Here is a 22,769-nt window from a genome sequence, read left to right on the forward strand (position 1 = left end):
AAATTCCGGGATAATTTCATTTATAGCAATACTCAAGCCCATAATGCGTGGCGACAAAGGCACATAAAGCGTGAAAAAAGTCTTTAACAGTCGTCAGTTAATCATTTTGCTCATAAAAAGAAAATACATTGTCGTGAGCCGGTTGCGTTATTTCGCCACCGGGATGATAGCTGGCTATTTTGACCATTGGCAAAACGAATTTTAGAACCGGATAGATGATGGAGTGATGAACGCTTGCCGCCGCTAAAGGACGCGCGGTTTCTCGAAAGGCGTTGGCGGCGTGAAACCAGTACAGGGACTCAAGGCGCAAAGCCGCGCGCAAACGCCACCGTCACCGCCCATGCCGGGACGGTGACGGAACAGCAGCAGAAGGTGTTCCGTCACCGCTGCATCATCAGAAAGTCATGGCGCCTTGCAGATACAAGGTACGCGGCTGACCGGCATAAATACCTTTGTTGTTATCATCATAGGAGCGGGTGTAGTACGCGTGGTCGAAAATGTTTTTCACGCCGAATGCCAGGTTGAGGTTGGCCATTTGCGGGCCAAAATCATAGGCGACGCGGGCGCCCCACAGCATATAGCCCGGAATGCGGCCGGTGCTGCCGTCAGCGCTCTCTTCCACGGTGTTGGCGTTGTCAGCGAACTGGCTGGACTGAAAATCGCTGTTGAGGTTGAACGTCCAGTTGCCCGGTTTGTAGTCCACTCCGATCGTGCCTTTATGCCTGGGCGAGAAAGGCACCTGGTTGCCGTAGGTGTCGCCTTTCTCACGAATGATGGCGTTGACATAGGCATAGCTGGCATAGACCGACAGGTTGTCCAGCTGCGAATTGAGATCGCCAAGGTCGTAACGCGTCCGGGTCTCCAGCCCGCTGTGCCGCGTTTTGCCGCGAGCGGTCACGGTATCGTTGGTCTGGTTGGCGTCGTACTGATTGTTAAAGTTAATCAGGAACAGCCCCATCTCCGCGCTCAGCGCGCCGTTGTCGTAGCGGCTGCCGACTTCCCAGGTACGGGCTTTTTCCGGTTCCACATGGCCGCTTTGCACAGCCTTGCCAATTTGGCTGTACTGTACGGTACCGAACGATCCTTCTGTATTGGCATAAAGATTCCAGCTGTCTGTGAGGTGGTAAAGTACGTTAAGCGCCGGCAGCGGGGCGTTATAGCTCACCTGCTGGCGGGTATCTTTCAGGTTGTTGTCCTGGTAAGACTCAATATGTTCGAAACGCATGCCCGGCGTGACCGTCCAGTTGCCGATATCGATGCGATCGTCGATATACCAGGCGTGAGCCTCGGTCCCTGAGCGGGTATCGCGGTCGTACGGACTGTTGGTGTCGGGTAACTTGCCGCTGACGGTGGGGGTGGTGTAGCGCATCTCGTGCGTGGATTCATTCACGTAGCGATAGCCGACGCCGACTTCGTGAGCGGAGGCGCCGAGCATAAAGCTCTGGCTGTAACGCGGTTCGATGCCGCGAACCCAGTATTCACGCGGGGAAAGGGTTGTACGTTTTCCCTGCTCCAGATAGCCGCTGCGCAATGTCTGAGTATAGAAGCCCTGGATATTGAACTTGCGCTGCGCATCAGGCTGGAACTGGTAGCCGAGGCTGGCGAGCTGACGTCGTCCCCAGAAGCTATCTTTTAAGCGGGTGGACTGCCAGCGATCGGCAGCATAATCGGCGCGGGACAGACCGCCGGGCATATCGGCTTCGCCGTCATAGTACTGCAGCAAACTGTTGAACGTGTGCGTCGCGTTTGGCGCATATTTGCCTTTCAGCATCACGTCATCGATGCGCGTGGCGCTATGTTCACGCCAGTCGCTGCCGCGGGTGCCGGAATAGAGCAGGGCCGCCCCCAGTCCGTTATCGGCGCTACCGCCCAGTATCAGGTTGTGGGTCTCTTTGGGATTGTTCTGCGAGGAGTTCGGGCTGAGCTGTCCTTCCACCCCGCCCGCGATGGCGAAATCCTGCGGGATGGCGCGAGTGACAAAGTTCACGACCCCACCCACGTTTTGCGGCCCGTAACGCACGGCGCCCGCGCCGCGAACGACATCCACCGCCTCCATGTTGCCGAGCGATACCGGCGCCAGCGAGAGCTGAGGCTGACCGTAGGGGGCGAAGGGGACCGGGATACCGTCCATCAGCACCGTCGAACGGCTGGCGAGGCGTGGGTTCAGGCCCCGGATACCAAAGTTCATCGCCAGATCGTGGCTGCCGGTACCGGTATTTTCCGGCGCATTGACCCCGGGAATGCGATTCAGGACTTCGCGCATGGTGCTGGCGCCGGTTTTGGCGAAATCGTCGCGGCGGATAACATCGCGGGCGCCGGCGTGTTCAAAAACGTCGTTTTCTCGCGCCTCGCCAAGCCAGTCGCCGACCACCGTCAGCGTTGATTCCGTATCAACCGGCGCCGGTTCCAGCGTCCAGGCATGATTGCCCAGCGATTTCAGCCGCAGGCCGCTGCCGGTGAGCAGCGTTTGCAGACCGTCTTCCACCTCATAGCTGCCGCGCAGGCCAGCGCTGTGTTTGCCGCGGGTCAGGCTGGCATCCGCCGAGAGCGTGATCCCGCTACGGGCGGCATATTGGTGCAGAGCGCTGTCCAGATCCCCGGCGGCAATGTCAAACTGCGTGGCGGCATAAGCGGACGCTGCGGTCAGCCCCGCGAGCGGCAGCATACTTAAACGGATTGCCATCACCAGAGGCATAGGTTTGCGTAATACGCGTAAAGGCGTCATGTGTTCTCCACGATCGTTTTTGGTTGTCATCACCTGTTAAGTCGAACGAGCAGGTGAAAAGGGACAATCGAGAAGGCGAATTTTTTGTTTTTTTCTCAGGCCGCGACAACAGTGACCCAGTAGCGGGTGGCAAACTGCAGTTTTACCGGCAGCGTCTGCGCGATGATGTGCAAAATCGCATCGCTATCGCCCAGCGCAAAGGTGCCGCTCAGGCGTAAACCGGCGACGGCGGGATCGCAGCGTAAGACCCCGGGGCGATAGCGGGACAGGGTGGCGATCACCTCGCGCAGAGGCCGATCGCGGAAGCTGAGAACGCCCTGTGTCCAGCTGGCATCGCTGCTGTTCAGCGGCTGAAGGCGGGAGAAGGCATCGCGGGTAAACCACAGGCTCTCGCCCGCGTGGATAATCGTCCGCTGGCCGTCTGGCAGCGCCACCTCCACGGCGTGCTGTTGTACCGCCAGGCGCGTCTCACGGGCCAACTGACGGACGGTAAATTCGGTGCCCAGCGCGGTGAGTAAACCGTCGCGGGTCTGGACGCGAAACGGTCGCCGCTGGCGGTCACGGGCAGTGGTAATGGCAATTTCGCCGTAGCGCAGGCGTATCAGGCGCTGGCGGTCATCAAAACGCACATCGGCGGCGCTGTCGGTATTGAGCGTCAGCAGAGTACCGTCGTTGAGCGTTTGCCGCAGCGGCAGGCCTTTTGCCGTCCGGTAATCGGCGCGCAATCCTTCCGCCAGTTCACTGTTCCACATCTGCCAGCCGCCGCCAGCGGCGAGCAGCAGCAGCACGCCTTTGAGCACCTGGCGGCGGGTCAGGCGGCTGTCATTGAGCGTCCGGCTGGCAAGAGGGCCGGGAAGTTGTCCCATCTGCCGGCGCAGGTTTTCGACCTGCTGCCACGCCCATTGGTGATCGCGGTGTTGTTGATACCACTGTTGCCAGCGGGCCTCCTGCTGCGGGTTGGCGCGACCATCGCTTAATACCGCGTACCAGTGCGAGGCGGAACGCAGGGCCTGCCGACGGGATTCGGATAACGCTGAACTCACAGGCCATTCTCGAGGCGAAAGAGCAGGCAGTGCTCGGTTGCCCTGGCGACATATTTTTTCACCGAGCTTACCGAGACCGTCAGACGTTCGGCTATCTCGGCATAGGTCAGCCCCTCCAGCTGCGAAAGTAAAAAGGCCGCGCGGGTTTTCCGGCTCAGACCATCAAGCATGGTATCGACCTGCTGCAGCGTCTCCAGTTGAAGGTGCAGTTGTTCCGGCGAAGGGACCTGGGTTTGCGGGAGGCGGGCAAGCATCTCCAGCCACGCACGTTCCAGCGCATGACGACGAAACCTGTCGATCATCACCCGTTTGGCGATGACGCACAGGAAGGATTTAGGATCGCGGATAGCGCTGAGGGATTCGCTGCCCATGATGCGCAGAAAGGTATCCTGAGTCACATCATCGGCGTCAAAGGCGGATTGCAGCTTAACGGTTAACCAGTGTGTCAGCCAGCCGTGATGGGCTTGATACAGCGAGGCGAGCGTGGGCGGTGCGACGGCGGAAAGCTGAGACATGATCGGCTTCAAAACAGGTTATCAATAGCGACATGTTAATATGAGAATGGTTATCATTACAATTAAAAGGGGCGCAAAAATGCGCAGCGGCAAGACTAATTTCAATAAGTGATTGTTGCGATTATAAAATGTTGTCGATTTTACGCTATCAGGTCTTAGACCTGTTTCACCGACGGGTTAGCGCTGAAGAGTGGGGATAAAAAATGATAATTGTTCGTTATATACGAATAATATGCGATTTATTTGCCGCAAGCGCCAGACATTCAGCAGATTTATAAAATAAGGTGATTCTTATTTTATATATAGAGAATGAATGAAAAGATACGTTACATGCTATTTATAGATCCTGGTTCTGAAGTATGGAAAATAGTTATATTGACTCGCGTGGATTCTTTAGCAACGTTTATACTTTTACCCCTGCGCCGTCGTCAGCGGGTTGGCCGGTTGGCAAGGTGTCGCCGACCAGTGATGACAGGGGTTGCGCAGCGATATGCGGTGGATGAGTACAAACTGATTTAATTATGTGCAATCAGCAAATCGAAATAATTAGCGAGAAAAGGGTTGCCTCAGTAAATATTTGTCATCAGATCTGCTATTTTATTTTACATTCTGTTACAATTGTGAGGGTATTATGCTTTTTTCTGCTCAGGGATGTTTTTTACTTGCCGGAGTGAATTTAGCCGGATTACTATTGTCACAGTTGCCATACGTACCGCCTAACGACTGATGAATGGACTTCGTTTTTTCCTTAAGCGCTACTCATTTATTGATGTTTACAGGAAAAATCATGTCTTGCGCTTTTAATAAAAGTCTTCTGCACCCTCGCAACTGGGGGACCTGGTTTGGCCTGGCCATCCTCTGGTTAATCGTGCAACTACCCTATCCTCTGTTACACATCATCGGCACCAGCGCAGGGAAGGCGTCACGCCGTTTCCTTAAGCGTCGTGAACATATTGCCCGACGCAATCTCGAACTCTGTTTTCCGGACATGTCGCTGCAAGCGCGGGACAAGATGATTGAGCAGAATTTTATGTCGCTGGGCATGGGGCTTATCGAAACCGGGATGGCCTGGTTCTGGAGCGATGAGCGGGTGAAAAAATGGTTCGCCGTTGAAGGCTTTGAAAATCTGAACAAAGCGTTAGGCGCCGGGCAGGGCGTGATGGTCGTTGGCGTGCACTTTATGTCGCTGGAACTCGGCGGTCGTACCATGGGCCTGTGTCGGCCAATGATGGCGACCTATCGCCCGCATAACAGCCCGCTGATGGAGTGGGTGCAAACCCGCGGACGTCTGCGTTCGAATAAAGCGATGATCGATCGGCGTAATTTATCGGGTCTGGTGCACGCGCTGAAAGCCGGCGAAGCGGTATGGTTCGCCCCGGATCAGGACTACGGCCCGAAAGGCAGCGTGTTTGCGCCGTTCTTCTCCGTCCCTCAGGCGGCGACGACAAACGGTACCTATGTCCTGTCGCGTCTCTCCGGTGCGAAGATGCTGAGCATCAGCATGGTACGTAAGATGGACCGTAAAGGTTACACCTTGCACATCAGCGATGTGCTCAATGACTATCCTGGCGAAGATAAACAGGATGCGGCCAGCTACATCAACCGGGTGATTGAAAAAGAGATTCTGCGCGCGCCGGAGCAATACCTGTGGGTCCATCGGCGCTTTAAAACCCGCCCGCTGGGCGAAGGCTCGTTGTACTAAGCTAACCCGCACCGTAAGCGCTTTCAAAATCGCGGCAGTTGCGTTAACGTGAGCGCGATCGTGTTTTTATGTTGAAAGCGAAGGAGTGCAGCGTGTTCGCTGAGTTTGGTGTGTTGAATTATCTGACCTATCTGGTTGGGGCCATTTTTATCATCCTGGTGCCCGGCCCTAATACCTTTTTTGTACTGAAAACCGGTATCGCACACGGCGTTAAGAAGGGCTACCTGGCGGCAGCTGGCGTGTTTATCGGTGACGCGGTGCTGATGCTGTTGGCCTTTGCCGGTGTCGCGACCCTGATTAAGACCACGCCGGTGCTGTTTAATATCGTGCGCTATCTGGGGGCGATTTACCTGCTGTGGCTGGGAGGCAAAATGCTCTATTCCGTGCTGACTCATCGGGAAGGGCACGCGGATGCCGGGGCTGAACCGGGAAGCGCAATTCTGAAACGCTCGCTGACGCTGAGCCTGACGAATCCCAAAGCTATTCTTTTCTATGTCTCTTTTTTCGTGCAGTTCATCGACGTCAATGCCAGCACGCCCGGGCTGGCGTTCTTTATCCTTGCGCTGACGCTGGAGGTGATTAGCTTTATGTATATGAGCTTCCTGATCCTGTCCGGTTCGTTCGTGACGCGCTACGTCAAGACCAGAAAGAAACTGGCAAAAATTGGCAACAGTCTGATTGGTCTGGTGTTTGTCGGTTTTGCCGCCCGTCTGGCAACCCTGCAATCGTAAACCGCTGGCCGGTAGTGATCCCGGCCAGATCGCCATATCCTCTGGCTTGTAACAAAAACCTTTCAATTTTTATTGCATTAATGTTACATATACCGCCGATTATCGGTCGGAGAAAAGGGAACCCGGATGCTTGTGCAAAAACTCATCAGCAACAAAAACAGCAAGAAATTTTTCTTGTCGATAGGGATTGTGTTTGTCATCGCGCTCACCGTGGTGGGGCGAGCAACGTTTGGTGGGGTCGTTAGCGAATACAACATGCCGTACTCCGAATGGAGCACATCGATGTTTTTCCTGCAGGGGGCGATGGTGACCGTCTACAGCATCGTGTTCACGCTGCTGTTTTCGATTCCGCTGGGCTTCATCTTTTTAGGTTCTGACCGCCAGGACTAAAGCGACGGGGCGAACGGACGTTCGCCCTGCTTCATTTCTGCTACCAGCCGCGGCCATCATAATGATGATGGTGGTGCCTGTGGTGATAACCGTCGTCAACAATACATCCCGATAACAGCGTGCATAGCGCAAGAATCAACGGTAACACGATCGGTTTTTTCATTTCTCACTTCTCCGTTGTCCACCGTCCGTGGGCAAAGAGCTTGCGGGATCGGCTGATGAAGTGAGTGTATAGCGTTAACTTATTGAGTGGATAGGATAACTCCGCAATAACACGCTGACCAATGATCTCTTGTCGCAAACACTACCACCAGCCGAACTGAACGCCGGCCAGGGCAACGATGGCGATGATAATCATCAGAATGGTGCTTTTTTTCATTACGCGCCGCCCGGAGCCGCGTAGCCGCCGACAAAAAACCAACTGAGAAAAATAACGGCGACGATAAAAATGGCCACCGGGAAAAGAATACCCAATCTCATGATGTTACCCCTGAAGCTAAAAATACGACCTGTCCTGCCACAAAATCATTAAGCCGTTGCCTGCTATGCGAACAGCTTACCGGAAAACCTCGCTATCATACTGGATATCGCCAGCAGATTTTAATCAATATTCAGGAAGGCATTCCGCCGACGGGACTTTTTATCCTGATACATGGCGTCATCCGCAGCACGCAGCGCACTTTCGACATCCTGAACCTGCGGATTGACCTCAGCGACGCCAAAGCTGGCGCCGGGATAGTTAATCCGCTGTTCGCCAACACAGTAAATCCCACGCAGGGCCTCTCGCAGGGTCGCAATAAAGGTCTGTTGCTGCCCCCTGTCCAGCCCGTGGCCGACGACCAAAAACTCATCGCCGCCGAGACGTCCCACCAGGTCTCCCGGGCGAATATGCGCATTCAGGCGTTCGCCGATTTGAATCAAAAAGTGATCACCGCATTGATGACCGAAGCGATCGTTTATCGTTTTAAAATCGTCAAGGTCGATAAAGATCAGCAGAATATTACGCTGCTGTTCGCGCTCGCGGGGAAACATGGCCGACAGATGCTTAAACAGCGCCCGGCGATTGGCTAAACCGGTCAGTTCGTCGGTACAGGAGTGCATTTCCAGCGCCACGTTGGCGGCGCGAAGCCGGGCAACCAGCGTCTCTTTCTCGACGTAGTGAGAAATTAAGTTGGCGAACAGCTCCATGACCTGCGTAGCTTCAAGGTTATAGGGCTGCTTATGGCGGCTGGTTGCACACAGCGTGCCGTACAGCGAGCCATCGGCGAGGCGCACGGGAATGCTGAAGAAGGTGATGATACCAAGCTCCTGAGCGGCAATGCACGACTGCCAGCGGCTGTTGACATCGTTACTGAACCGGCAGTTTTCGTCGATTGCACGCTTACACAGCGACTCATTCCACGGCACCGAAAACCCTTCCGGGATCTGCATTTCGCTGCTGTTATGCGCATACAGAACCTGCTGGTGCTGCGCGGCTAAATCAATACGAGTCAGGTAGGTCGACTCCATTCTGGTCACCAGCTCCAGCATCTCAAGCAGCTGCCTGACTAACATTTCGAGGGAATGTTCAGTGGCGAGCGTTTGCGAGACGCGAGCAAGAATAAAATCTGACATGAATGTACGGCTCCCGATCGCGGGTGGGGCCGTCCGTCATTTATGCTGGAAAACGGCTACCAACGAAGAGTAAACATAGATACAGGAAATTTAACACATTTGTTAAGGGAATACCTGCGATCGCAGCAGGAAAAAAGCCCCGTCGGGGGCGACGGGGAAAACTCATTGATTATGGAATGATCTGTTCTCTGGTTCGTTCGAGAACAAGCGCTACTCTAAGAAGCAAAAGTGCAGTTAAAATGGAGAAACCATGAAGAATCAGGGCAAATACGTGCTCTGTGCAAAGAAGGAGCAGAAATGAAGTGGATGATAATGATGCTGCCGCTGGCCCTCGCCGGCTGCGTGAAGCAACAGGATGCCCCGCCGCCGCCGCAGTCTATCGGCATGGCCAACCCGGCTTCCGTCTACTGTACTCAGAAAGGCGGTAGCCTGATTCCGGTTCAGACGCCGCAAGGCGTACGTACGGACTGCAAACTTCCCGGCGGAGAGACCGTGGATGAATGGACGCTATGGCGCCGGGACCATCCTGCTAAGCCTTAACCGGCAGGTTTTCCAGCCACTCAGCCAGTACCCGCGCATGGTTTTGCCGGGTATCTTTGGCGGCATACAGCAGGGTTAATGGCTGTTGATGAGCCAGCGTGGCGAGGCGTAATCCTTCGTCATGCCGGGCATCCAGCTCTTCGCGATACTGTTGACTGAAGCTGGCGAAATCGATCGCCTCGCCGTGCAGCGCTTTACGTAGCGCCGAAGAGGGCGAGAGCGATTTGCACCACTCATCGTAGCGCAACGCCTCTTTTTTCATACCGCGCGGCCAGAGCCGGTCAACCAGGACGCGGTAACCGTCGCCGGGCTGTGGCTGGTCATAAACGCGTTTACAGTGAATCATCGCTATTCTCTCTCTGTTGCATCCAGGCGAGGAGCTGGGGAAGCTGTCGCTCGGAAAAAACCGTGATTCCGTGTTCACGCAGCAGCGCTGCCGCCACGCCTGAACCCGGCTTTCGCTGCCCGCTAAACGTCCCGTCGTAAATGAACTGACTGCCGCAGGTTGGGCTGCCGTCGGTTAACAAGGCGGCCTCGCAACCGGCTTCCTGCGCCGCGCGCAGGGCCAGCCAGGCGGCCAGCTGATAGTGCGGAGTGACGTCCTGACCGTCGCTCTCAACGATACGCGCGCGGTCCTGCATAACATCCGTACCCTGGGCGTGAAGGATTTCGGCCGGGAGTCGGGGGACCGGCAGCCCGGCGGCGAGCTCCGGGCAATGAATCACCAGCCGACCGTCGCGCTGCCAGCGTGCCAGTACGTCGGCGAGCCGCGCTTTTTCGCTGCCATTATAGCGAACCTGAAAACCCATCAGACAGGCGCTGACCAAAATTTTGCTTTTCATAGGCGGTCCATTATGATTTCTCTGCGCTATACAATAGCGCCTGCGCGTGGAAATTACCCGCGCGTAAAGCAAGCAGAAAGCGCGAAAGGCTCTGTGTTGCGATGAAAACAGGGGTTGTGTTCCGCGAAGGAGATCGCTAATCTGAGCTTCCTTGTGTTGCCCGAAAATCGCTCTGACATAAGGATCCTGCTATGAACACCCCCCTGCGTATTGCCCTGGTTGGCGACTACAATCCTGACGTGATTGCCCATAAAGCTATCCCCCTCGCTATCGATGACGCTGCCGCCGTGCTGGAACTGCCCGTGCGCTATGACTGGCTGGCAACTCGCGATATTCACCATGCCGACGCGCTGGTGGATTACGATGCTATCTGGGTGGTGCCCGCCAGCCCGTACGAAAATGCCGAGGGCGCGTTTACCGCCATTCGCTATGCGCGCGAAAACAGCGTGCCTTTCCTCGGAACCTGCGGTGGTTTTCAGCACGCAATAATCGAATATGCGCGTAACGTGATGGGCTGGCAGGATGCGGCCCATGCTGAAACCGATAGCGCAGGACGGATGGTGATAGCGCCGCTAAGCTGTTCGCTGGTTGAAAAGTCGGACACTATTGAACTGCGTGCTCATACCCTGATTGCCCGTGCGTATGGTCGCGATACTATCGCAGAGGGCTACCACTGTAACTACGGTATTGCCGACAGCTTTGCCCGTGAACTGGAACAGGGGGAGCTGCGGGTAACCGGGTGGGATGAGGAGGGCGAGATTCGCGCGGTGGAGCTGATCACGCACCCGTTTTTTGTGGCGACCTTGTTCCAGCATGAACGTCATGCCCTGGAAGGGCGTCCTTCACCGCTGGTGCAGGCGTTTTTACATGCCGCGAGTCAATAATCTCACCGCCGGTTAATTTCACAGGATTCAGGTCGCATCGCCGCCATCGCCATGGCGGCTTAGCGGACGGTTATCCGTTTATCTCCCGGTCGCGTCCGGCCAGCGCGCCGAACAGCGCCATCACGACTGAAATCAGCGCCACGGCGATAAGCGGGATCTGCCAGTCGCCGTTGGCATCATGAATTTTCCCCATGAGCGGTGGTCCACAGGCGGCCAGCAGATATCCGATGGTCTGCGCCATCCCTGACAATGCCGCCGCCTGGTGCGCGGAGTTCGCGCGCAGGCCGATAAACGTCAACCCCAGAATCATGGTCGCCCCCGAACCGAAACCAAAGATAAGCGTCCAGACTACCGCCTGTCCCGGCCAGAACCACAGCCCACAGGCGCTGATGGCGCACATCAGCGCCACACTGACCGCGATGGCGCGCTGGTCTTTTAGACGATGAAGAATCAGCGGAATCGCCAGACCAGGGGCGGCGGTGGCCAGCTGGAGCAAACCATGCAGGGAGCCCGCCTGCGCTTCGCTGTAGCCAAGGCTCTGTAAAATGGCCGGCAGCCAGCCGATAATCACGTAATAGACCAGCGAGTTGATGCCAAGGAACAGCGTGACCTGCCAGGCGAGCGCGGAGCGCCAGATGCCGCGATTATGCATGGCGCCGGAACCGGTGAGCGGCGCGGTCGCGCTCTTGCGCGTTTGCGGTAACCACACCAGCAGCGCCAGCAGCGGAAAGACCATTAACATCAAGAGGGCGCCGTGCCAGGCGAAACCCGCCAGCGCCAGCGGTACCACCATGGCTGAACCCAGCGCGGCCGCTCCGCCCATGGTTATCGAGTAGGCCCCGGTCATCCTGGCAACGTGCTGTGAGAAGTCGCGTTTGATCAGACCCGGCAGCAGAACGTTACCGAGCGCAATTCCGCAGCCGATGATCGCCGTGCCGCTAAAGAGCAGGGCGGTGGACGGGAGCGAACGCAATCCGATGCCCAGACAAATCAGGATTAACGCCGCCAGCAGGCTACGTTCAATGCCCAGCCAGCGCCCGACGCCTGCCGCCAGCGGGGAGACCAGGCCAAAGGCCAGCAGCGGCAATGTGGTGAGCATCCCGGTTTGCGCGGTGGAGAGACCATAGTCAGCGCGAATGGCGTCCAGCAGCGGGGCTGCGCCGGTAAACGTCACGCGTAGCGTAGAGGCAATCAATAAAATCCCGATAATCAGCAGCAGATGACGGCGGCCGGTAGAAGGAAAAACAGAACTCATGGCAATCTCTGACGAGTAAACAGGGCGGCTACAATAGCGCGTTTGCCGGTGCTTTAAATCAAGCTAAAATGACAGATTATCGCTAATATCGGACAAAATCATGACAGGACTTGGCCTTGATGGCTACGATCCGGACAGCGGTCATCAATCGGCGCTCGCTTTTCGCATTCAGGTGGTGGAGAACGAGCAGTTTATCCCTCGCCATCAACACCGCAAAGGCCAGTTGATCCTCGCTTTGCATGGGGCGCTCACCTGCGAAGTGGAGAACGCCATGTGGATGGTGCCGCCGCAGTACGCGGTGTGGGTCCCGGGCCAGATGCCGCACAGCAACCGCGCTACGTCGGGGGCGCAAATCTGTTTTTTGTTTATTGAACCGGATGCCGCGCCAATGCCATCGCACTGCTGCACCTTAAAAATTTCCCCCCTCGTTCGCGAGCTTATCCTGACCCTCGCCGGACGTCACGGCGAGGCGTTTGCCCATCCGACAACGCAACGGCTGGTACTGGTGCTGTTCGATGAGCTCCCGCGGCAGCCGCAGGAACATCTGCAACTGCCGGTTTCCCCGCATCCGAAGATTCGTCAGATGGCGGATTTGATGGCGGTTGATCCGGCCCGCTGGCAGACGCTGGGGCAGTGGGCGACCGAATTCGCGATGAGCGAACGGAATCTGGCGCGGCTGGTGGTGCGCGAGACCGGGCTGAGTTTTCGCCGCTGGCGTCATCAGCTGCAGTTGATTCTTGCCCTGCGGCTGTTGATTGGCGGGAAAACGGTTCAGCAGACCGCGCAAACGCTGGGATATGACTCGACGACCGCGTTTATTACGATGTTTAAAAAGGGGCTGGGCCAGACGCCAGGGCGCTACCTGGCGAGTCTGGTTACGACTTCCCGATAAACAGGGAAATGATGCCGGCGGCGATCAGCGGGCCAACCGGTACGCCGCGGAACAGCGCCACGCCGAGGACCGTGCCGACCAGCAGTCCAGCCACCAGGTGCGGTTGCGAGCCCATCAGCGCCACGCCGCGCCCGCCCAGCCATGAGACGAAGACGCCCACGGCAATCGCCAGCAGCGACTTCCAGTTGACGAACGAGTGCAGCAGCGTCGATGGCGGCAACGTGCCGCTGGCAATGGGGGCCATGACGCCAATCGTCAGAATAATAATGCCGATCGTCAGCCCCTGCTTTTCAATCCATGGGAAAAAGACGTTAAGCGGTGTGACGCGAACGATGATTAAAACGAGGATAGAAATGGCCACGGTGGTGTTATGGCTGATAAAACCCAGCGCGGCCAGCCCCAGCAGAATAAACAGGGTTGTATCGAACATGAACGGGGATCCTTGCCCAAATTATAAGCCTGTCTACTTTACGCGTAATAGCGTGAACAGACAGGCATTTTTTGACGAACGACCTCGTTTTCAGGCATCTGCACAATGTTGCCTGACGGCAGACTATCGCGCTCTCAGCTTTCGCGGCGAAAGGCGACCAGCTCCGGGCGGGCAATGCGCAGATAATCCTCGCTGTTGAGGACGATCGATTTATCCAGCCGCCCGGCGTTAAAAGCAATTTCGGGGTAGCGATCGAACAGCAGCGGATCGGCAATCAGCCGCAAATCCGCATGAAAGCTGAACGGAGGAATGGCGCCGAAAACGCAGGCGGTGAGCGTATCGACTTCCGCCGGGCTGGCCAGCGATGCTTTGCTGCCGCCGATATGCTGCGCCAGGCGTGACAGGTCCGCCTGTTGGTCGGCGGCGAGGATCGCCAGCACATGCTGGCTAACACCGTTGCCTTTGACTTTACAGACCAGCGCTTTTGCGCCCTGACCCAACGCGGTACCGCGGATTTCCGACACGGCCTCGCATTTCCCCACGGCCTCATGGTCGACGACGCGATAGCGCGCCTGGTGCTGTTCAAGCAGTTCGAGCAACTGACGGTGAGTGTTTCGTTTTTCCGGCATGTTCATCGCAATCTTTCCATCATGACAAAGCCGTCAGCATAATCTTCTTCCTGCCAGATGAGAACCGCTGCTGCCCGAAGGGGCATATCCTGTCGCGCTTTCATCATGCCTGCTGTTCCATTGCGCCCCAGATTGGGGGTACTATCTAACCCATTATCTCTTTGCAACAGGTAACATCCCCGATGGCTCTGATCCCCAAAAACTACGCCCGGCTGGAAAGCGGCTACCGTGAAAAAGCATTAAAAATCTATCCGTGGATATGCGGGCGCTGCTCGCGGGAGTTTGTGTACTCCAACTTACGCGAATTAACGGTTCACCATATCGATCACGACCATACCAATAATCCAGAAGATGGCAGCAACTGGGAGCTATTGTGTCTGTACTGCCACGATCATGAGCACTCCAAATACACGGAGGCTGACCAGTACGGCACGCGGGTCGTGGCGGGGGAGGATGCGCAAAAAGAGGTGGCCGCCGCAACCTACAACCCCTTTGCGGATTTAAAATCGATGCTCAATAAGAAGTCCTGAGACCGGCGGTCTTGTCGCCGATCAGGTCTGCCTGGCAGCCCTGATCGGCTTATCTTCCCGGAGAGTGCGGTCTCGTGTCTCCACGACTTTGCTACTGTAGCGTTCATTCAGACGCAATCCTTCACCGCGTTGCCCGCTGCGGGCGGCTTACGCCAGTGGTTCCCGGTGGACCGTCCCGTTAGCTCAGCAGACCTGCGCCGATGTTCACCGACAGACCCAGTATCGCGAGATTGAACACGAAGGAGATAACCGATTGTAGCAGCGTGATTCTACGGATCCCGGTTGTCCCTGTGGCCACATCGGCGGTTTGCGAGGCCACCGCAATCGTAAACGCGTAGTACAGAAAGTCCCAATATCCCGGGTCCTCCGGCTTTTCCGGAAACATCATCGGGGTAACGTCTTGCGTCCGATGCAGATAGTGCTGATGGGCATAGTGCATAGCGAAGGAGCTGGGCAGCAGGGCCCAGGAGACAATGAGCGTTGCCACCGTCAGCAGGAGATGCACCGCGCGCGGCGTGCCGGAGAGCGCTTTCAACGCAGGGAGTTCGCTTAAAATGGTGACGATGCTGGCCGCACAGGCCACAATCACTATCGTTAGCACGAGCATCGCGCTCTGGTCCTGTAAGCGGGCAATGCGCTGAATGCCCGATACGTCAGTCATCAACATGCGGATCCAGATAAAAACCAGATACGGCCACGCCAGCGCATTCCAGCCGATCAACAGTCTTTGCAGCGTCCCCAGGTTTGTCGGAAGCAAGAAAAAACAGACCACGCCCAGCGCGATTGAAATCAACAGGGGCAGACGAATGTAGAGGTGGTCGGTAAGACGCATAGTGGCAGTCGCATCCAGTCAGGCACTGATTCAGGCGGATAAAAAATCATTATTTGAATTGAAGCGTGAAATTCAACAGCCAGAGCGCAAAAAACAGTCAGGATCTTAATGTAACTGACTGTTTTTATTAGTTAGCTTCTGGCCTCGGAACCCTGCTTGTGGAACAGTTCGCGGAACACCGGATAGATATCTTCCTGGTCGCGAATGTGCTGCATCGCAAAGTTCTCAAAGGTTTCCTGCAGATGTTCATATTCGCGCCACAGCGTCTGGTGCGCGCGACGGGTTATCTCTATGTAGCTGTAGTAACGTACCACCGGCAGGATATTTTTTGCCAGCAGCTCATGGCACAGCGGCGAATCATCCGCCCAGTTATCGCCGTCCGAGGCCTGCGCGGCATAGATATTCCACTGCGACGGATCGTATCGGGCTTTAACAACTTCATCCATGAGCTTCAGGGCGCTTGAGACGATAGTGCCGCCGGTTTCCTGAGAATAGAAAAACTCGTGCTCGTCCACCTCTTTGGCCTGCGTATGGTGACGAATATAGACCACCTCAACGTTCTTATAGGTCCGGCTGAGGAACAGATACAGCAGGATATAAAAACGCTTCGCCATATCCTTGGTGACCTGATCCATCGAGCCCGAGACATCCATAAGACAGAACATCACCGCCTGACTGGACGGCTCCGGGCGTTTTTCGTAATTTTTGTAGCGCAGGTCAAAGGTATCGATAAAGGGCACGCGTTCAATTTTTGCCCGCAGCTCGGCTATCTCCCGACGTAACCGCTCCTCTTCCAGCAGTTGCGCCGGTTCACTTTTGCCTATGGTGTCCAGATCCTCCTCAAGCGCCCGCAGCTCGCGACGCTTACCCGCCGTCATCGCGGTACGTCGCGCCAGCGAGTTTTGCAGGGATCGCACCACGCTGATATTGGCCGGCACGCCGTTAGCGGTGAAGCCTGCCCGATGCGTTTTAAATTCGGTGAGCTGGCGCTGCTGGTTTTTCTTCAGATTCGGCAGGGCGAGATCCTCAAACAGCAGATCCAGATACTCATCTTTCGATATTTGAAAGACAAAACCATCCTGACCTTCGCCGTCGGCGCTGGCTTGCCCCTGACCGCTCCCGCCACCGCCGCCGCCTCCCTGAGGGCGCTCGATGCGGTCATTTTGCACAAAGTGGTCGTTTCCCGGATGGACGCGGTTACGCAACCCACCGCGCCCCTGATGAAACATCGGTTCGTTGATATCGTCCGTCGGGATCGAAACGGATTCTCCGCTGTCAATATCCGTCACTGAGCGCTTATTGATAGCCTCGGAGATGGACTGTTTAATCTGCGCCTTATAACGGCGCAAAAAGCGCTGGCGATTCACCGCACTTTTATTCTTTCCGTTCAGGCGCCGGTCTATGAACCAGGTCATATGCCCTCCTGTGCTGCAATTGCCAACCTTATGCTGCGACGGAAATGCCGGATGGCGCTAAGCTTACCCGGCCTACAGGTCGCTGTTATTGTAGGCCCGGCCGCCGGGCAATTTCCGCTATCAGGATGATTTACGTACGCGCAGGTACCATTCGCACAGCAGACGCACCTGCTTACGGGTATAGCCTTTCTCCATCATACGATCGACAAAATCGTCGTGTTTTTTCTGCTCGTCGGTTGAGGTTTTGGCGTTAAACGAAATCACCGGCAGCAGCTCTTCGGTATTGGAGAACATTTTCTTTTCGATAACCGTGCGCAGTTTTTCGTAGCTGGTCCAGTTCGGGTTCCGTCCGTTGATATTAGCCCTGGCGCGCAGGACGAAGTTGACTATCTCGTTACGGAAGTCTTTCGGGTTGCTGATCCCGGCTGGCTTCTCAATTTTCTCCAGCTCGGCATTCAACGACTCGCGATCAAACAGTTGGCCGGTGTCCGGATCGCGGTATTCCTGATCCTGAATCCAGAAATCCGCATAGGTGACATAACGGTCAAAGATGTTCTGCCCGTATTCGGAGTAGGACTCAAGATAGGCGGTCTGAATCTCTTTACCGATAAACTCGGCGTATTTCGGGATCAGATAGCCTTTGAGAAACTCCAGATAACGTTCCGACTGCTCTTGCGGGAACTGCTCGCGCTCGATTTGCTGTTCCAGAACGTAGAACAGATGGACCGGGTTCGCGGCGACCTCGGCGTGGTCAAAGTTAAACACCCGCGACAATATTTTGAAGGCGAAGCGGGTGGAGAGGCCGTTCATCCCTTCGTCGACGCCAGCGTAATCGCGATACTCCTGATAGGATTTCGCTTTCGGGTCGGTGTCTTTCAGACTTTCGCCATCGTAGACGCGCATTTTGGAGTAAATGCTTGAGTTTTCCGGCTCTTTCAGTCGCGACAGGATTGAGAAGCGCGACAGCGTCTCCAGGGTCCCCGGGGCGCACGGCGCGTGGGTCAGCTCACTGTTGTTAAGCAGTTTTTCGTAGATACGCATCTCTTCGGAAATGCGCAGGCAATAAGGCACCTTGACGATATACACGCGGTCGAGGAAGGCCTCATTGTTTTTGTTATTACGGAAGGTCACCCATTCGGATTCGTTGGAGTGGGCGAGAATAATGCCGTTGAACGGCAGGGCCGAAATTCCCTCGGTCCCGTTGTAGTTGCCTTCCTGGGTCGCGGTCAGCAGCGGATGCAGCACCTTAATTGGCGCTTTAAACATCTCGACGAACTCCATAATCCCCTGGTTGGCGCGGCACAGGGCGCCGGAATAGCCGTAGGCGTCCGGATCGTTCTGGGCATAATGCTCCAGTTTACGAATATCCACTTTACCGACCAGCGCGGAGATATCCTGGTTATTCTCATCCCCCGGTTCCGTCTTGGCGATCGCAATTTGTTCAAGGATGGAGGGCCACACTTTGATCACGCGGAATTTGGTGATATCGCCGCCGAACTCGTGCAGGCGTTTTGCCGCCCACGGCGACATAATGGTGCCAAGATAACGGGTAGGCACGCCATACTCTTTATCCAGAATCTGCGCGTCTTCCTGCGGGTTAAACAGGCACAGCGGATGATCGTTAACCGGGCTACGCTCGCCGTTGGCGCTCAGGATATAGATAGGTACACGCTGCATTAAGGATTTCAGACGTTCAGCCAGCGACGATTTCCCCCCGCCTACCGGGCCCAGCAGATACAGAATCTGTTTCTTCTCTTCCAGACCTTGTGCGGCGTGTTTCAGGTAAGAGACGATCTGCTCGATAGCATCCTCCATACCGTAAAACTCTTCAAATGCCGGGTAGCGCGCGACAACCCGGTTTGAAAAGAGACGGGACAGCCGGGGCTCCAGGGCCGTGTCGACCATAACTGGCTCACCAATGGCCATCAGCAGCCGTTCCGCCGCGTTGGCATAAGCACTGCGATCTTGCCGGCAGATGGTAAGAAACTCCTGCAGTGTGAACTCTTCGTCCTTGGCAGCTTCATAGCGCTGGCGATAGTGATCGAATATATTCATGGCATGCCGTCCTTTCGTTTTAAGCACAAGTTGAGAGCCGTTCATATGAATAGTGGGAGCTCCCGGAAGAGGTAAACTGCGCGACGTTCATCGATTCTCCAGCAACCCTTATGCCAGGTTGTCGAAGCGATAAAGACAACGTGCGCTAAAATCACTTCTTCTAAATTAAAGCGTAGATGCATTTAGAAAACTTGCATGCCGTCAAAAATCAATTTCAATGACATATCAATAACTCATCCGGAAAAAAGCGCCTTTTTCGCACGTCTTGCCAGCTCGCGTCATGGTGCTGTCATTCCGCTGCAAGTTTATGGTCATCTGTAGATGAGAAATTGAATGATTTATGTAATGACGGGTAAAGAATTTGAGGCATGGGGTCTACGACGTTAAACTGCCCCGGTGTATTAATTGACAAACGGGAAGATGGATTGTGAATAAGATCAAACCTCTGGCACTCAGCGTGTGCCTTGCGGCCTCTGTTTCGGCTGCCCACGCGGAAGGGAAATTTACGTTAGGGGCCGGCGTGGGTATCGTCGAGAACCCTTATAAACAATACGATGCCGATGTTTACCCGGTCCCGGCAATAAGTTATGAGAGCGACAGCTTTTGGTTTCACGGCCTCGGCGGCGGCTACTATTTGTGGAATGACGACACCGATAAGCTGTCCGTAACCGCCTACTGGTCACCGATGTACTTCAAGCCGGGCAACAGCGATAGTGAGCAAATGCGCAAACTGGATCGCCGTAAATCAACCATGATGGCCGGGCTCTCTTATATCCACAACACGCCGTACGGCTTCTTGCGTACGACGCTGGCAGGCGACACGCTGGATAACAGCAACGGTATCACCTGGGATACCGCCTGGCTCTATCGCTATACCAACGGCAACCTGACCTTGACGCCGGGGATCGGGGTAGAGTGGAACAGCGATAACCAGAACGAATACTACTATGGCGTTTCTCAGCATGAGTCGAATCGCAGCGGCATGCGTAGCTACGACCCGGATAGCAGCTGGAACCCCTATCTTGAGCTGTCGGCCAACTATCGTTTCCTCGGCGACTGGAGCGTGTATGGCGTGGCGCGTTACACCCGCCTGTCAAATGAAATCACCGACAGCCCGATGGTGGACAAATCCTGGAGCGGCCTGATCTCCACCGGGATTACCTACACCTTCTGATCGAACACGATAACGATCGTAGCGCAGACGGCTGTGCGTCATGTTGTGCGTCATGCTGTGCACCATAACGAAGAAATTTGTGCAGCAAAACAGGGCACCAGGCCCTATTTTGCACTGTAGTGGTGCGGTGGCATTAGCGGAGGAGTCGATGATGGAAAAAACGCTATCTTTTGGCGATCGCGCGGCGGTTCCTGCTATCGGGCAGGGCACCTGGTTCATGGGTGAAAACCGCTCCCGACGTGCGCAGGAGATTACTGCACTACGAGCGGGCGTGGAACAAGGGCTGACGGTCATCGACACCGCTGAAATGTACGCTCATGGTGGGGCGGAAGAGGTAGTCGGAGAGGCGATTCGTGGCCTGCGGGACCGCGTCGTGCTGGTCTCCAAAGTCTATCCGTGGCATGCGGGTGGACAGAAGCTCATGGATGCCTGTGAGGCCAGCCTGCGCCGTCTGGGCACCGATTACCTCGATATGTACCTGCTGCACTGGGCTGGCGAGTTTTCTTTTGCCGAGACCGTGGCGGGTATGGAGACGCTGGTGGCGCAGGGAAAAATTCGCCGCTGGGGGGTATCGAATCTCGATACTGCCGCGATGCAGGCGCTGTGGCAGGTTGCCGGTGGCGATCAGTGCGCGACCAATCAGGTACTTTACCACCTGGCGTCGCGGGGAATTGAACATGACCTGCTGAAGTGGTGTCAGCAACGGGCGCTACCGGTGATGGCCTACAGCCCGTTGGCCCAGGCCGGACGTCTGCGCGATGGACTTTTAAATCATCGCGTTGTGACCCATATTGCTAAAGAGCGAGGGGTTAGCGCGGCACAAATTCTGCTGGCCTGGGTCATCAGTCATCCGGGCGTCATGGCTATCCCGAAAGCCGCAAGTGTAGAACATGTGGCCCAGAATGCCGCAGCGCTGACGCTGATTCTCACGGCTCAGGAGCGGTCGCAGCTCGATAATGCGTTTCCCGCGCCGGGCAACAAAGTCCCGCTCGATATGGTGTAAAGCGCGACGCGTCAGAAAACATTAGTGATTCGTTGATGAAAATCAAGGTTCACTGGTGAGTATCTCCTTAAAGATAAAAGAAAAAGGAGATTAACATGACTGAACTTAACAAACCTCTGGATGTGAAGCTGGCTTTCCCGTTGTGGAAAGCGGTGCTCACGATACTCTTCGGCGTTATTATCTGGTTTATCCCACCGCCGGAGGGGCTCACCCTCCACGCGTGGCAAATGTTCGCTATTTTTGCCGCCACTATCTTCGCCATCATTCTTAAGGTGCTCCCGATGGGGGCGGTAACGATGATTGCGCTGATTGTCTCCGCATTTTTGGGCGTGACGCCTCTCTCTCCGGGTAAAAGCGACAAAGTTGCGGCGTTATCCGGGTTTGCCAACGGTACTATCTGGCTGATTGGTATCGCCATGTTTATCTCCCGGGCGGTGATCAAGACCGGTCTGGGCAAGCGGGTGGCGCTGTGGTTTATTTCTAAATGCGGTTCCAGCATGTTGGGGGTTGCCTATGGTCTGGCGCTGTCGGATGTTGTCCTTGGACCGGGGATCCCTTCGGCATCAGCGAGGGGCGGCGGAATTATGTACCCGATTACCCAGTCCATTGCCACTGCCTACCAGTCAGAACCTGGCGTGACGGCGAGAAAAGCCGGCGCCTTTTTAATGATTTGCGTTTCGCAGATCGATGCCATCGTCTGTACGATGTTTTTAACGGCAATGGCGGGTAACCCGCTGGTGGCCGAACTGGCGAGAAGCCAGGGAATAGAGATAACCTGGACGACCTGGTTTGTCGGGGCTATCGTACCGGGGATTGCCTCTCTGATCCTGCTGCCGCTGGTGATTTACGCGATTTACCCGCCGCAGCTGAAAAAAACGCCGGAGATTCCAGCGATCGCCCGAGAAGAACTGCGCAAAATGGGGCCGATGTCGCTGGCAGAAAAAATTCTGGCCCTCGATTTTGTCCTGCTGATATTGCTATGGACTATCGGTGATATTTTCTTTTCGATTCCGGCTACGCTTTCGGCGTTTATTGGGCTGATGGTGCTGCTGATCAGCAACATCATGTCGTGGAAGAATATTATTGAAGAAAAAACGGCCTGGGACACCATGTTCTGGTTTGCCGTGTTGGTGATGATGGCAAATGCGCTTAATAAGTACGGCATGATTAGCTGGATATCTGAGCGAATTGTCGGCTATGTCGGTCACTTCGAATGGATAACGGTTTTTTTACTGCTGGTCATGGTTTATTTCTATACCCGCTACTTTTTCGCGTCGGCGATGGCGCATATTTCCGCGATGTATCTGGCGTTTCTTGCCGTAGCCGTTTCAGTCGGCGTACCGCCGCTTTTTGCCGCGCTGGTGCTGGGTTATACCTCTAACTTGTCGATGGGGCTTACGCAATACTCGGGGGGCCCGGGGCCCGCACTGTTTGGTTCGGGATATAACACGACGGGGCAGTGGTGGGGCGTCAGTTTCGTGGTTTCGCTGGCGTCTATTGCTATCTGGCTGGTACTGGGCGGCGCGTGGATGAAGCTGGTGGGATTCTGGTAACGGAAAAACGTCACG

At 55.6% G+C, this 22,769-nt stretch carries 24 protein-coding genes; 10 read left to right on the plus strand and 14 right to left on the minus strand.

Translation table 11 applies throughout. The features are described 5' to 3' along the window. Positions 1-394: 394 nt before the first annotated feature. From fecA to fecI, 3 genes are all read right to left on the minus strand, one after another. Complete coding sequence (fecA, locus tag FNY10_RS05165) at positions 395-2,725, minus strand: TonB-dependent Fe(3+) dicitrate receptor FecA (RefSeq protein WP_160703766.1); 2,331 nt, start codon at positions 2,723-2,725, stop codon at positions 395-397. A gap of 95 nt (positions 2,726-2,820) precedes the next feature. Then, positions 2,821-3,768 (minus strand): ferric citrate uptake sigma factor regulator FecR, encoded by a 948-nt coding sequence (fecR, locus tag FNY10_RS05170; protein WP_160703764.1) that lies wholly within the window; start codon positions 3,766-3,768, stop codon positions 2,821-2,823. Further along, positions 3,765-4,283, minus strand: a complete 519-nt coding sequence (fecI, locus tag FNY10_RS05175) for a ferric citrate uptake sigma factor FecI (protein ID WP_160703762.1) — start codon at positions 4,281-4,283, stop codon at positions 3,765-3,767. The genes fecR and fecI overlap by 4 nt, the downstream gene beginning before the upstream one ends. Positions 4,284-5,070: 787 nt before the next feature. On the opposite strand from fecI, the gene lpxP reads away from it, so the two are divergent. The 3 genes from lpxP (at position 5,071) to FNY10_RS05190 (ending at position 7,106) form a co-directional block, all read left to right on the plus strand. After that, positions 5,071-5,985, plus strand: a complete 915-nt coding sequence (lpxP, locus tag FNY10_RS05180; RefSeq protein WP_100684927.1) for a kdo(2)-lipid IV(A) palmitoleoyltransferase — start codon at positions 5,071-5,073, stop codon at positions 5,983-5,985. 92 nt (positions 5,986-6,077) lie between these two features. After that, positions 6,078-6,716: a leucine efflux protein LeuE gene (leuE, locus tag FNY10_RS05185; protein ID WP_131049708.1), complete on the plus strand. Its 639-nt coding sequence runs from the start codon at positions 6,078-6,080 to the stop codon at positions 6,714-6,716. Positions 6,717-6,842: 126 nt separating this feature from the next. Next, a complete protein-coding gene (locus tag FNY10_RS05190) occupies positions 6,843-7,106 on the plus strand; it encodes a DUF2534 family protein (protein WP_100684929.1) in 264 nt (87 codons plus the stop codon). A 40-nt stretch (positions 7,107-7,146) separates the two neighbouring features. Here the strand turns inward: FNY10_RS05190 and FNY10_RS05195 are convergent, their stop codons facing one another. The 3 genes from FNY10_RS05195 to FNY10_RS05205 all read right to left on the minus strand — a co-directional run bounded on the left by FNY10_RS05195 (position 7,147) and on the right by FNY10_RS05205 (position 8,720). Further along, entirely contained in the window at positions 7,147-7,269 is a 123-nt protein-coding gene (locus FNY10_RS05195) for a hypothetical protein (RefSeq protein ID WP_100684930.1), read from the minus strand. A gap of 215 nt (positions 7,270-7,484) precedes the next feature. Further along, complete coding sequence (locus FNY10_RS05200) at positions 7,485-7,586, minus strand: YoaK family small membrane protein (RefSeq protein WP_100684931.1); 102 nt, start codon at positions 7,584-7,586, stop codon at positions 7,485-7,487. Between the two features lie 120 nt (positions 7,587-7,706). Then, on the minus strand, positions 7,707-8,720 hold the full coding sequence (locus FNY10_RS05205; protein ID WP_160703760.1) for a sensor domain-containing diguanylate cyclase: 1,014 nt from the start codon (positions 8,718-8,720) through the stop codon (positions 7,707-7,709). Between the two features lie 297 nt (positions 8,721-9,017). Here FNY10_RS05205 and FNY10_RS05210 point away from each other — a divergent pair, with 297 nt between their 5' ends. Then, positions 9,018-9,260, plus strand: a complete 243-nt coding sequence (locus tag FNY10_RS05210) for a DUF333 domain-containing protein (protein ID WP_100684933.1) — start codon at positions 9,018-9,020, stop codon at positions 9,258-9,260. Here FNY10_RS05210 and FNY10_RS05215 read toward each other — a convergent pair. Further along, positions 9,250-9,606 (minus strand): DUF488 domain-containing protein, encoded by a 357-nt coding sequence (locus FNY10_RS05215; RefSeq protein WP_131049705.1) that lies wholly within the window; start codon positions 9,604-9,606, stop codon positions 9,250-9,252. The two genes, FNY10_RS05210 and FNY10_RS05215, sit on opposite strands and share 11 nt — an antisense overlap. Further along, positions 9,593-10,102, minus strand: coding sequence for a DUF523 domain-containing protein (locus FNY10_RS05220; RefSeq protein WP_141964863.1), 510 nt, complete (start codon positions 10,100-10,102; stop codon positions 9,593-9,595). Before FNY10_RS05220 ends, FNY10_RS05215 begins: the two co-directional genes overlap by 14 nt. Before the next feature lie 191 nt (positions 10,103-10,293). On the opposite strand from FNY10_RS05220, the gene FNY10_RS05225 reads away from it, so the two are divergent. Continuing rightward, on the plus strand, positions 10,294-10,986 hold the full coding sequence (locus tag FNY10_RS05225; RefSeq protein WP_141964862.1) for a CTP synthase: 693 nt from the start codon (positions 10,294-10,296) through the stop codon (positions 10,984-10,986). 70 nt (positions 10,987-11,056) lie between these two features. Here the strand turns inward: FNY10_RS05225 and FNY10_RS05230 are convergent, their stop codons facing one another. Then, entirely contained in the window at positions 11,057-12,241 is a 1,185-nt protein-coding gene (locus FNY10_RS05230; protein WP_160703758.1) for a CynX/NimT family MFS transporter, read from the minus strand. Positions 12,242-12,338: 97 nt separating this feature from the next. On the opposite strand from FNY10_RS05230, the gene FNY10_RS05235 reads away from it, so the two are divergent. Then, the gene (locus FNY10_RS05235) at positions 12,339-13,133 is read left to right on the plus strand and encodes an AraC family transcriptional regulator (RefSeq protein WP_160704049.1); all 795 of its coding nucleotides are present in this window, start codon (positions 12,339-12,341) and stop codon (positions 13,131-13,133) included. Here FNY10_RS05235 and FNY10_RS05240 read toward each other — a convergent pair. Together FNY10_RS05240 and FNY10_RS05245 are read right to left on the minus strand one after the other, a co-directional pair. Then, complete coding sequence (locus tag FNY10_RS05240) at positions 13,117-13,563, minus strand: DUF441 domain-containing protein (RefSeq protein ID WP_100684939.1); 447 nt, start codon at positions 13,561-13,563, stop codon at positions 13,117-13,119. The genes FNY10_RS05235 and FNY10_RS05240 overlap by 17 nt on opposite strands. Positions 13,564-13,697: 134 nt before the next feature. Further along, a complete protein-coding gene (locus tag FNY10_RS05245; protein ID WP_100684940.1) occupies positions 13,698-14,198 on the minus strand; it encodes a YbaK/prolyl-tRNA synthetase associated domain-containing protein in 501 nt (166 codons plus the stop codon). Positions 14,199-14,374: 176 nt separating this feature from the next. Between FNY10_RS05245 and yajD the strand changes: the two genes are divergently transcribed. After that, positions 14,375-14,722 carry an HNH nuclease YajD gene (gene yajD / locus FNY10_RS05250; protein ID WP_100684941.1) on the plus strand — a complete coding sequence of 116 codons (348 nt, stop codon included), beginning with the start codon at positions 14,375-14,377 and terminating at the stop codon, positions 14,720-14,722. A gap of 178 nt (positions 14,723-14,900) precedes the next feature. Here the strand turns inward: yajD and FNY10_RS05255 are convergent, their stop codons facing one another. The 3 genes from FNY10_RS05255 to yeaG form a co-directional block, all read right to left on the minus strand. Further along, on the minus strand, positions 14,901-15,554 hold the full coding sequence (locus FNY10_RS05255) for a DUF1345 domain-containing protein (protein ID WP_160703756.1): 654 nt from the start codon (positions 15,552-15,554) through the stop codon (positions 14,901-14,903). 131 nt (positions 15,555-15,685) lie between these two features. Next, the gene (locus FNY10_RS05260) at positions 15,686-16,969 is read right to left on the minus strand and encodes a YeaH/YhbH family protein (protein ID WP_100684943.1); all 1,284 of its coding nucleotides are present in this window, start codon (positions 16,967-16,969) and stop codon (positions 15,686-15,688) included. A gap of 120 nt (positions 16,970-17,089) precedes the next feature. Next, positions 17,090-19,024, minus strand: coding sequence for a protein kinase YeaG (gene yeaG / locus FNY10_RS05265; protein ID WP_004860792.1), 1,935 nt, complete (start codon positions 19,022-19,024; stop codon positions 17,090-17,092). A 427-nt stretch (positions 19,025-19,451) separates the two neighbouring features. Between yeaG and FNY10_RS05270 the strand changes: the two genes are divergently transcribed. From FNY10_RS05270 to FNY10_RS05280, 3 genes are all read left to right on the plus strand, one after another. Continuing rightward, the gene (locus FNY10_RS05270) at positions 19,452-20,198 is read left to right on the plus strand and encodes a MipA/OmpV family protein (protein WP_131049699.1); all 747 of its coding nucleotides are present in this window, start codon (positions 19,452-19,454) and stop codon (positions 20,196-20,198) included. 148 nt (positions 20,199-20,346) lie between these two features. Continuing rightward, positions 20,347-21,201 carry an aldo/keto reductase gene (locus FNY10_RS05275; RefSeq protein WP_160703754.1) on the plus strand — a complete coding sequence of 285 codons (855 nt, stop codon included), beginning with the start codon at positions 20,347-20,349 and terminating at the stop codon, positions 21,199-21,201. Between the two features lie 95 nt (positions 21,202-21,296). Further along, positions 21,297-22,754, plus strand: coding sequence for a DASS family sodium-coupled anion symporter (locus FNY10_RS05280; protein WP_160703752.1), 1,458 nt, complete (start codon positions 21,297-21,299; stop codon positions 22,752-22,754). Positions 22,755-22,769: the final 15 nt, after the last annotated feature.

The organism is Klebsiella sp. Lac1 (assembly GCF_009825425.1).
GTDB classification, from domain to species: domain Bacteria; phylum Pseudomonadota; class Gammaproteobacteria; order Enterobacterales; family Enterobacteriaceae; genus Klebsiella; species Klebsiella electrica.

Bases quoted from the DNA above. Each gene is read 5' to 3' on its own strand.
- FNY10_RS05200 (WP_100684931.1), bottom strand. From the start codon at position 7,586: ATGAGATTGGGTATTCTTTTCCCGGTGGCCATTTTTATCGTCGCCGTT.
- FNY10_RS05230 (WP_160703758.1), bottom strand. From the start codon at position 12,241: ATGAGTTCTGTTTTTCCTTCTACCGGCCGCCGTCATCTGCTGCTGATT.
- FNY10_RS05255 (WP_160703756.1), bottom strand. From the start codon at position 15,554: ATGCGTCTTACCGACCACCTCTACATTCGTCTGCCCCTGTTGATTTCA.
- FNY10_RS05215 (WP_131049705.1), bottom strand. From the start codon at position 9,606: ATGATTCACTGTAAACGCGTTTATGACCAGCCACAGCCCGGCGACGGT.
- fecA (WP_160703766.1), bottom strand. From the start codon at position 2,725: ATGACGCCTTTACGCGTATTACGCAAACCTATGCCTCTGGTGATGGCA.
- FNY10_RS05205 (WP_160703760.1), bottom strand. From the start codon at position 8,720: ATGTCAGATTTTATTCTTGCTCGCGTCTCGCAAACGCTCGCCACTGAA.
- FNY10_RS05190 (WP_100684929.1), top strand. From the start codon at position 6,843: ATGCTTGTGCAAAAACTCATCAGCAACAAAAACAGCAAGAAATTTTTC.
- FNY10_RS05225 (WP_141964862.1), top strand. From the start codon at position 10,294: ATGAACACCCCCCTGCGTATTGCCCTGGTTGGCGACTACAATCCTGAC.
- FNY10_RS05280 (WP_160703752.1), top strand. From the start codon at position 21,297: ATGACTGAACTTAACAAACCTCTGGATGTGAAGCTGGCTTTCCCGTTG.
- yeaG (WP_004860792.1), bottom strand. From the start codon at position 19,024: ATGAATATATTCGATCACTATCGCCAGCGCTATGAAGCTGCCAAGGAC.
- FNY10_RS05260 (WP_100684943.1), bottom strand. From the start codon at position 16,969: ATGACCTGGTTCATAGACCGGCGCCTGAACGGAAAGAATAAAAGTGCG.
- fecI (WP_160703762.1), bottom strand. From the start codon at position 4,283: ATGTCTCAGCTTTCCGCCGTCGCACCGCCCACGCTCGCCTCGCTGTAT.
- FNY10_RS05240 (WP_100684939.1), bottom strand. From the start codon at position 13,563: ATGTTCGATACAACCCTGTTTATTCTGCTGGGGCTGGCCGCGCTGGGT.
- FNY10_RS05275 (WP_160703754.1), top strand. From the start codon at position 20,347: ATGATGGAAAAAACGCTATCTTTTGGCGATCGCGCGGCGGTTCCTGCT.
- FNY10_RS05195 (WP_100684930.1), bottom strand. From the start codon at position 7,269: ATGAAAAAACCGATCGTGTTACCGTTGATTCTTGCGCTATGCACGCTG.
- FNY10_RS05220 (WP_141964863.1), bottom strand. From the start codon at position 10,102: ATGAAAAGCAAAATTTTGGTCAGCGCCTGTCTGATGGGTTTTCAGGTT.
- lpxP (WP_100684927.1), top strand. From the start codon at position 5,071: ATGTCTTGCGCTTTTAATAAAAGTCTTCTGCACCCTCGCAACTGGGGG.
- FNY10_RS05210 (WP_100684933.1), top strand. From the start codon at position 9,018: ATGAAGTGGATGATAATGATGCTGCCGCTGGCCCTCGCCGGCTGCGTG.
- yajD (WP_100684941.1), top strand. From the start codon at position 14,375: ATGGCTCTGATCCCCAAAAACTACGCCCGGCTGGAAAGCGGCTACCGT.
- FNY10_RS05245 (WP_100684940.1), bottom strand. From the start codon at position 14,198: ATGAACATGCCGGAAAAACGAAACACTCACCGTCAGTTGCTCGAACTG.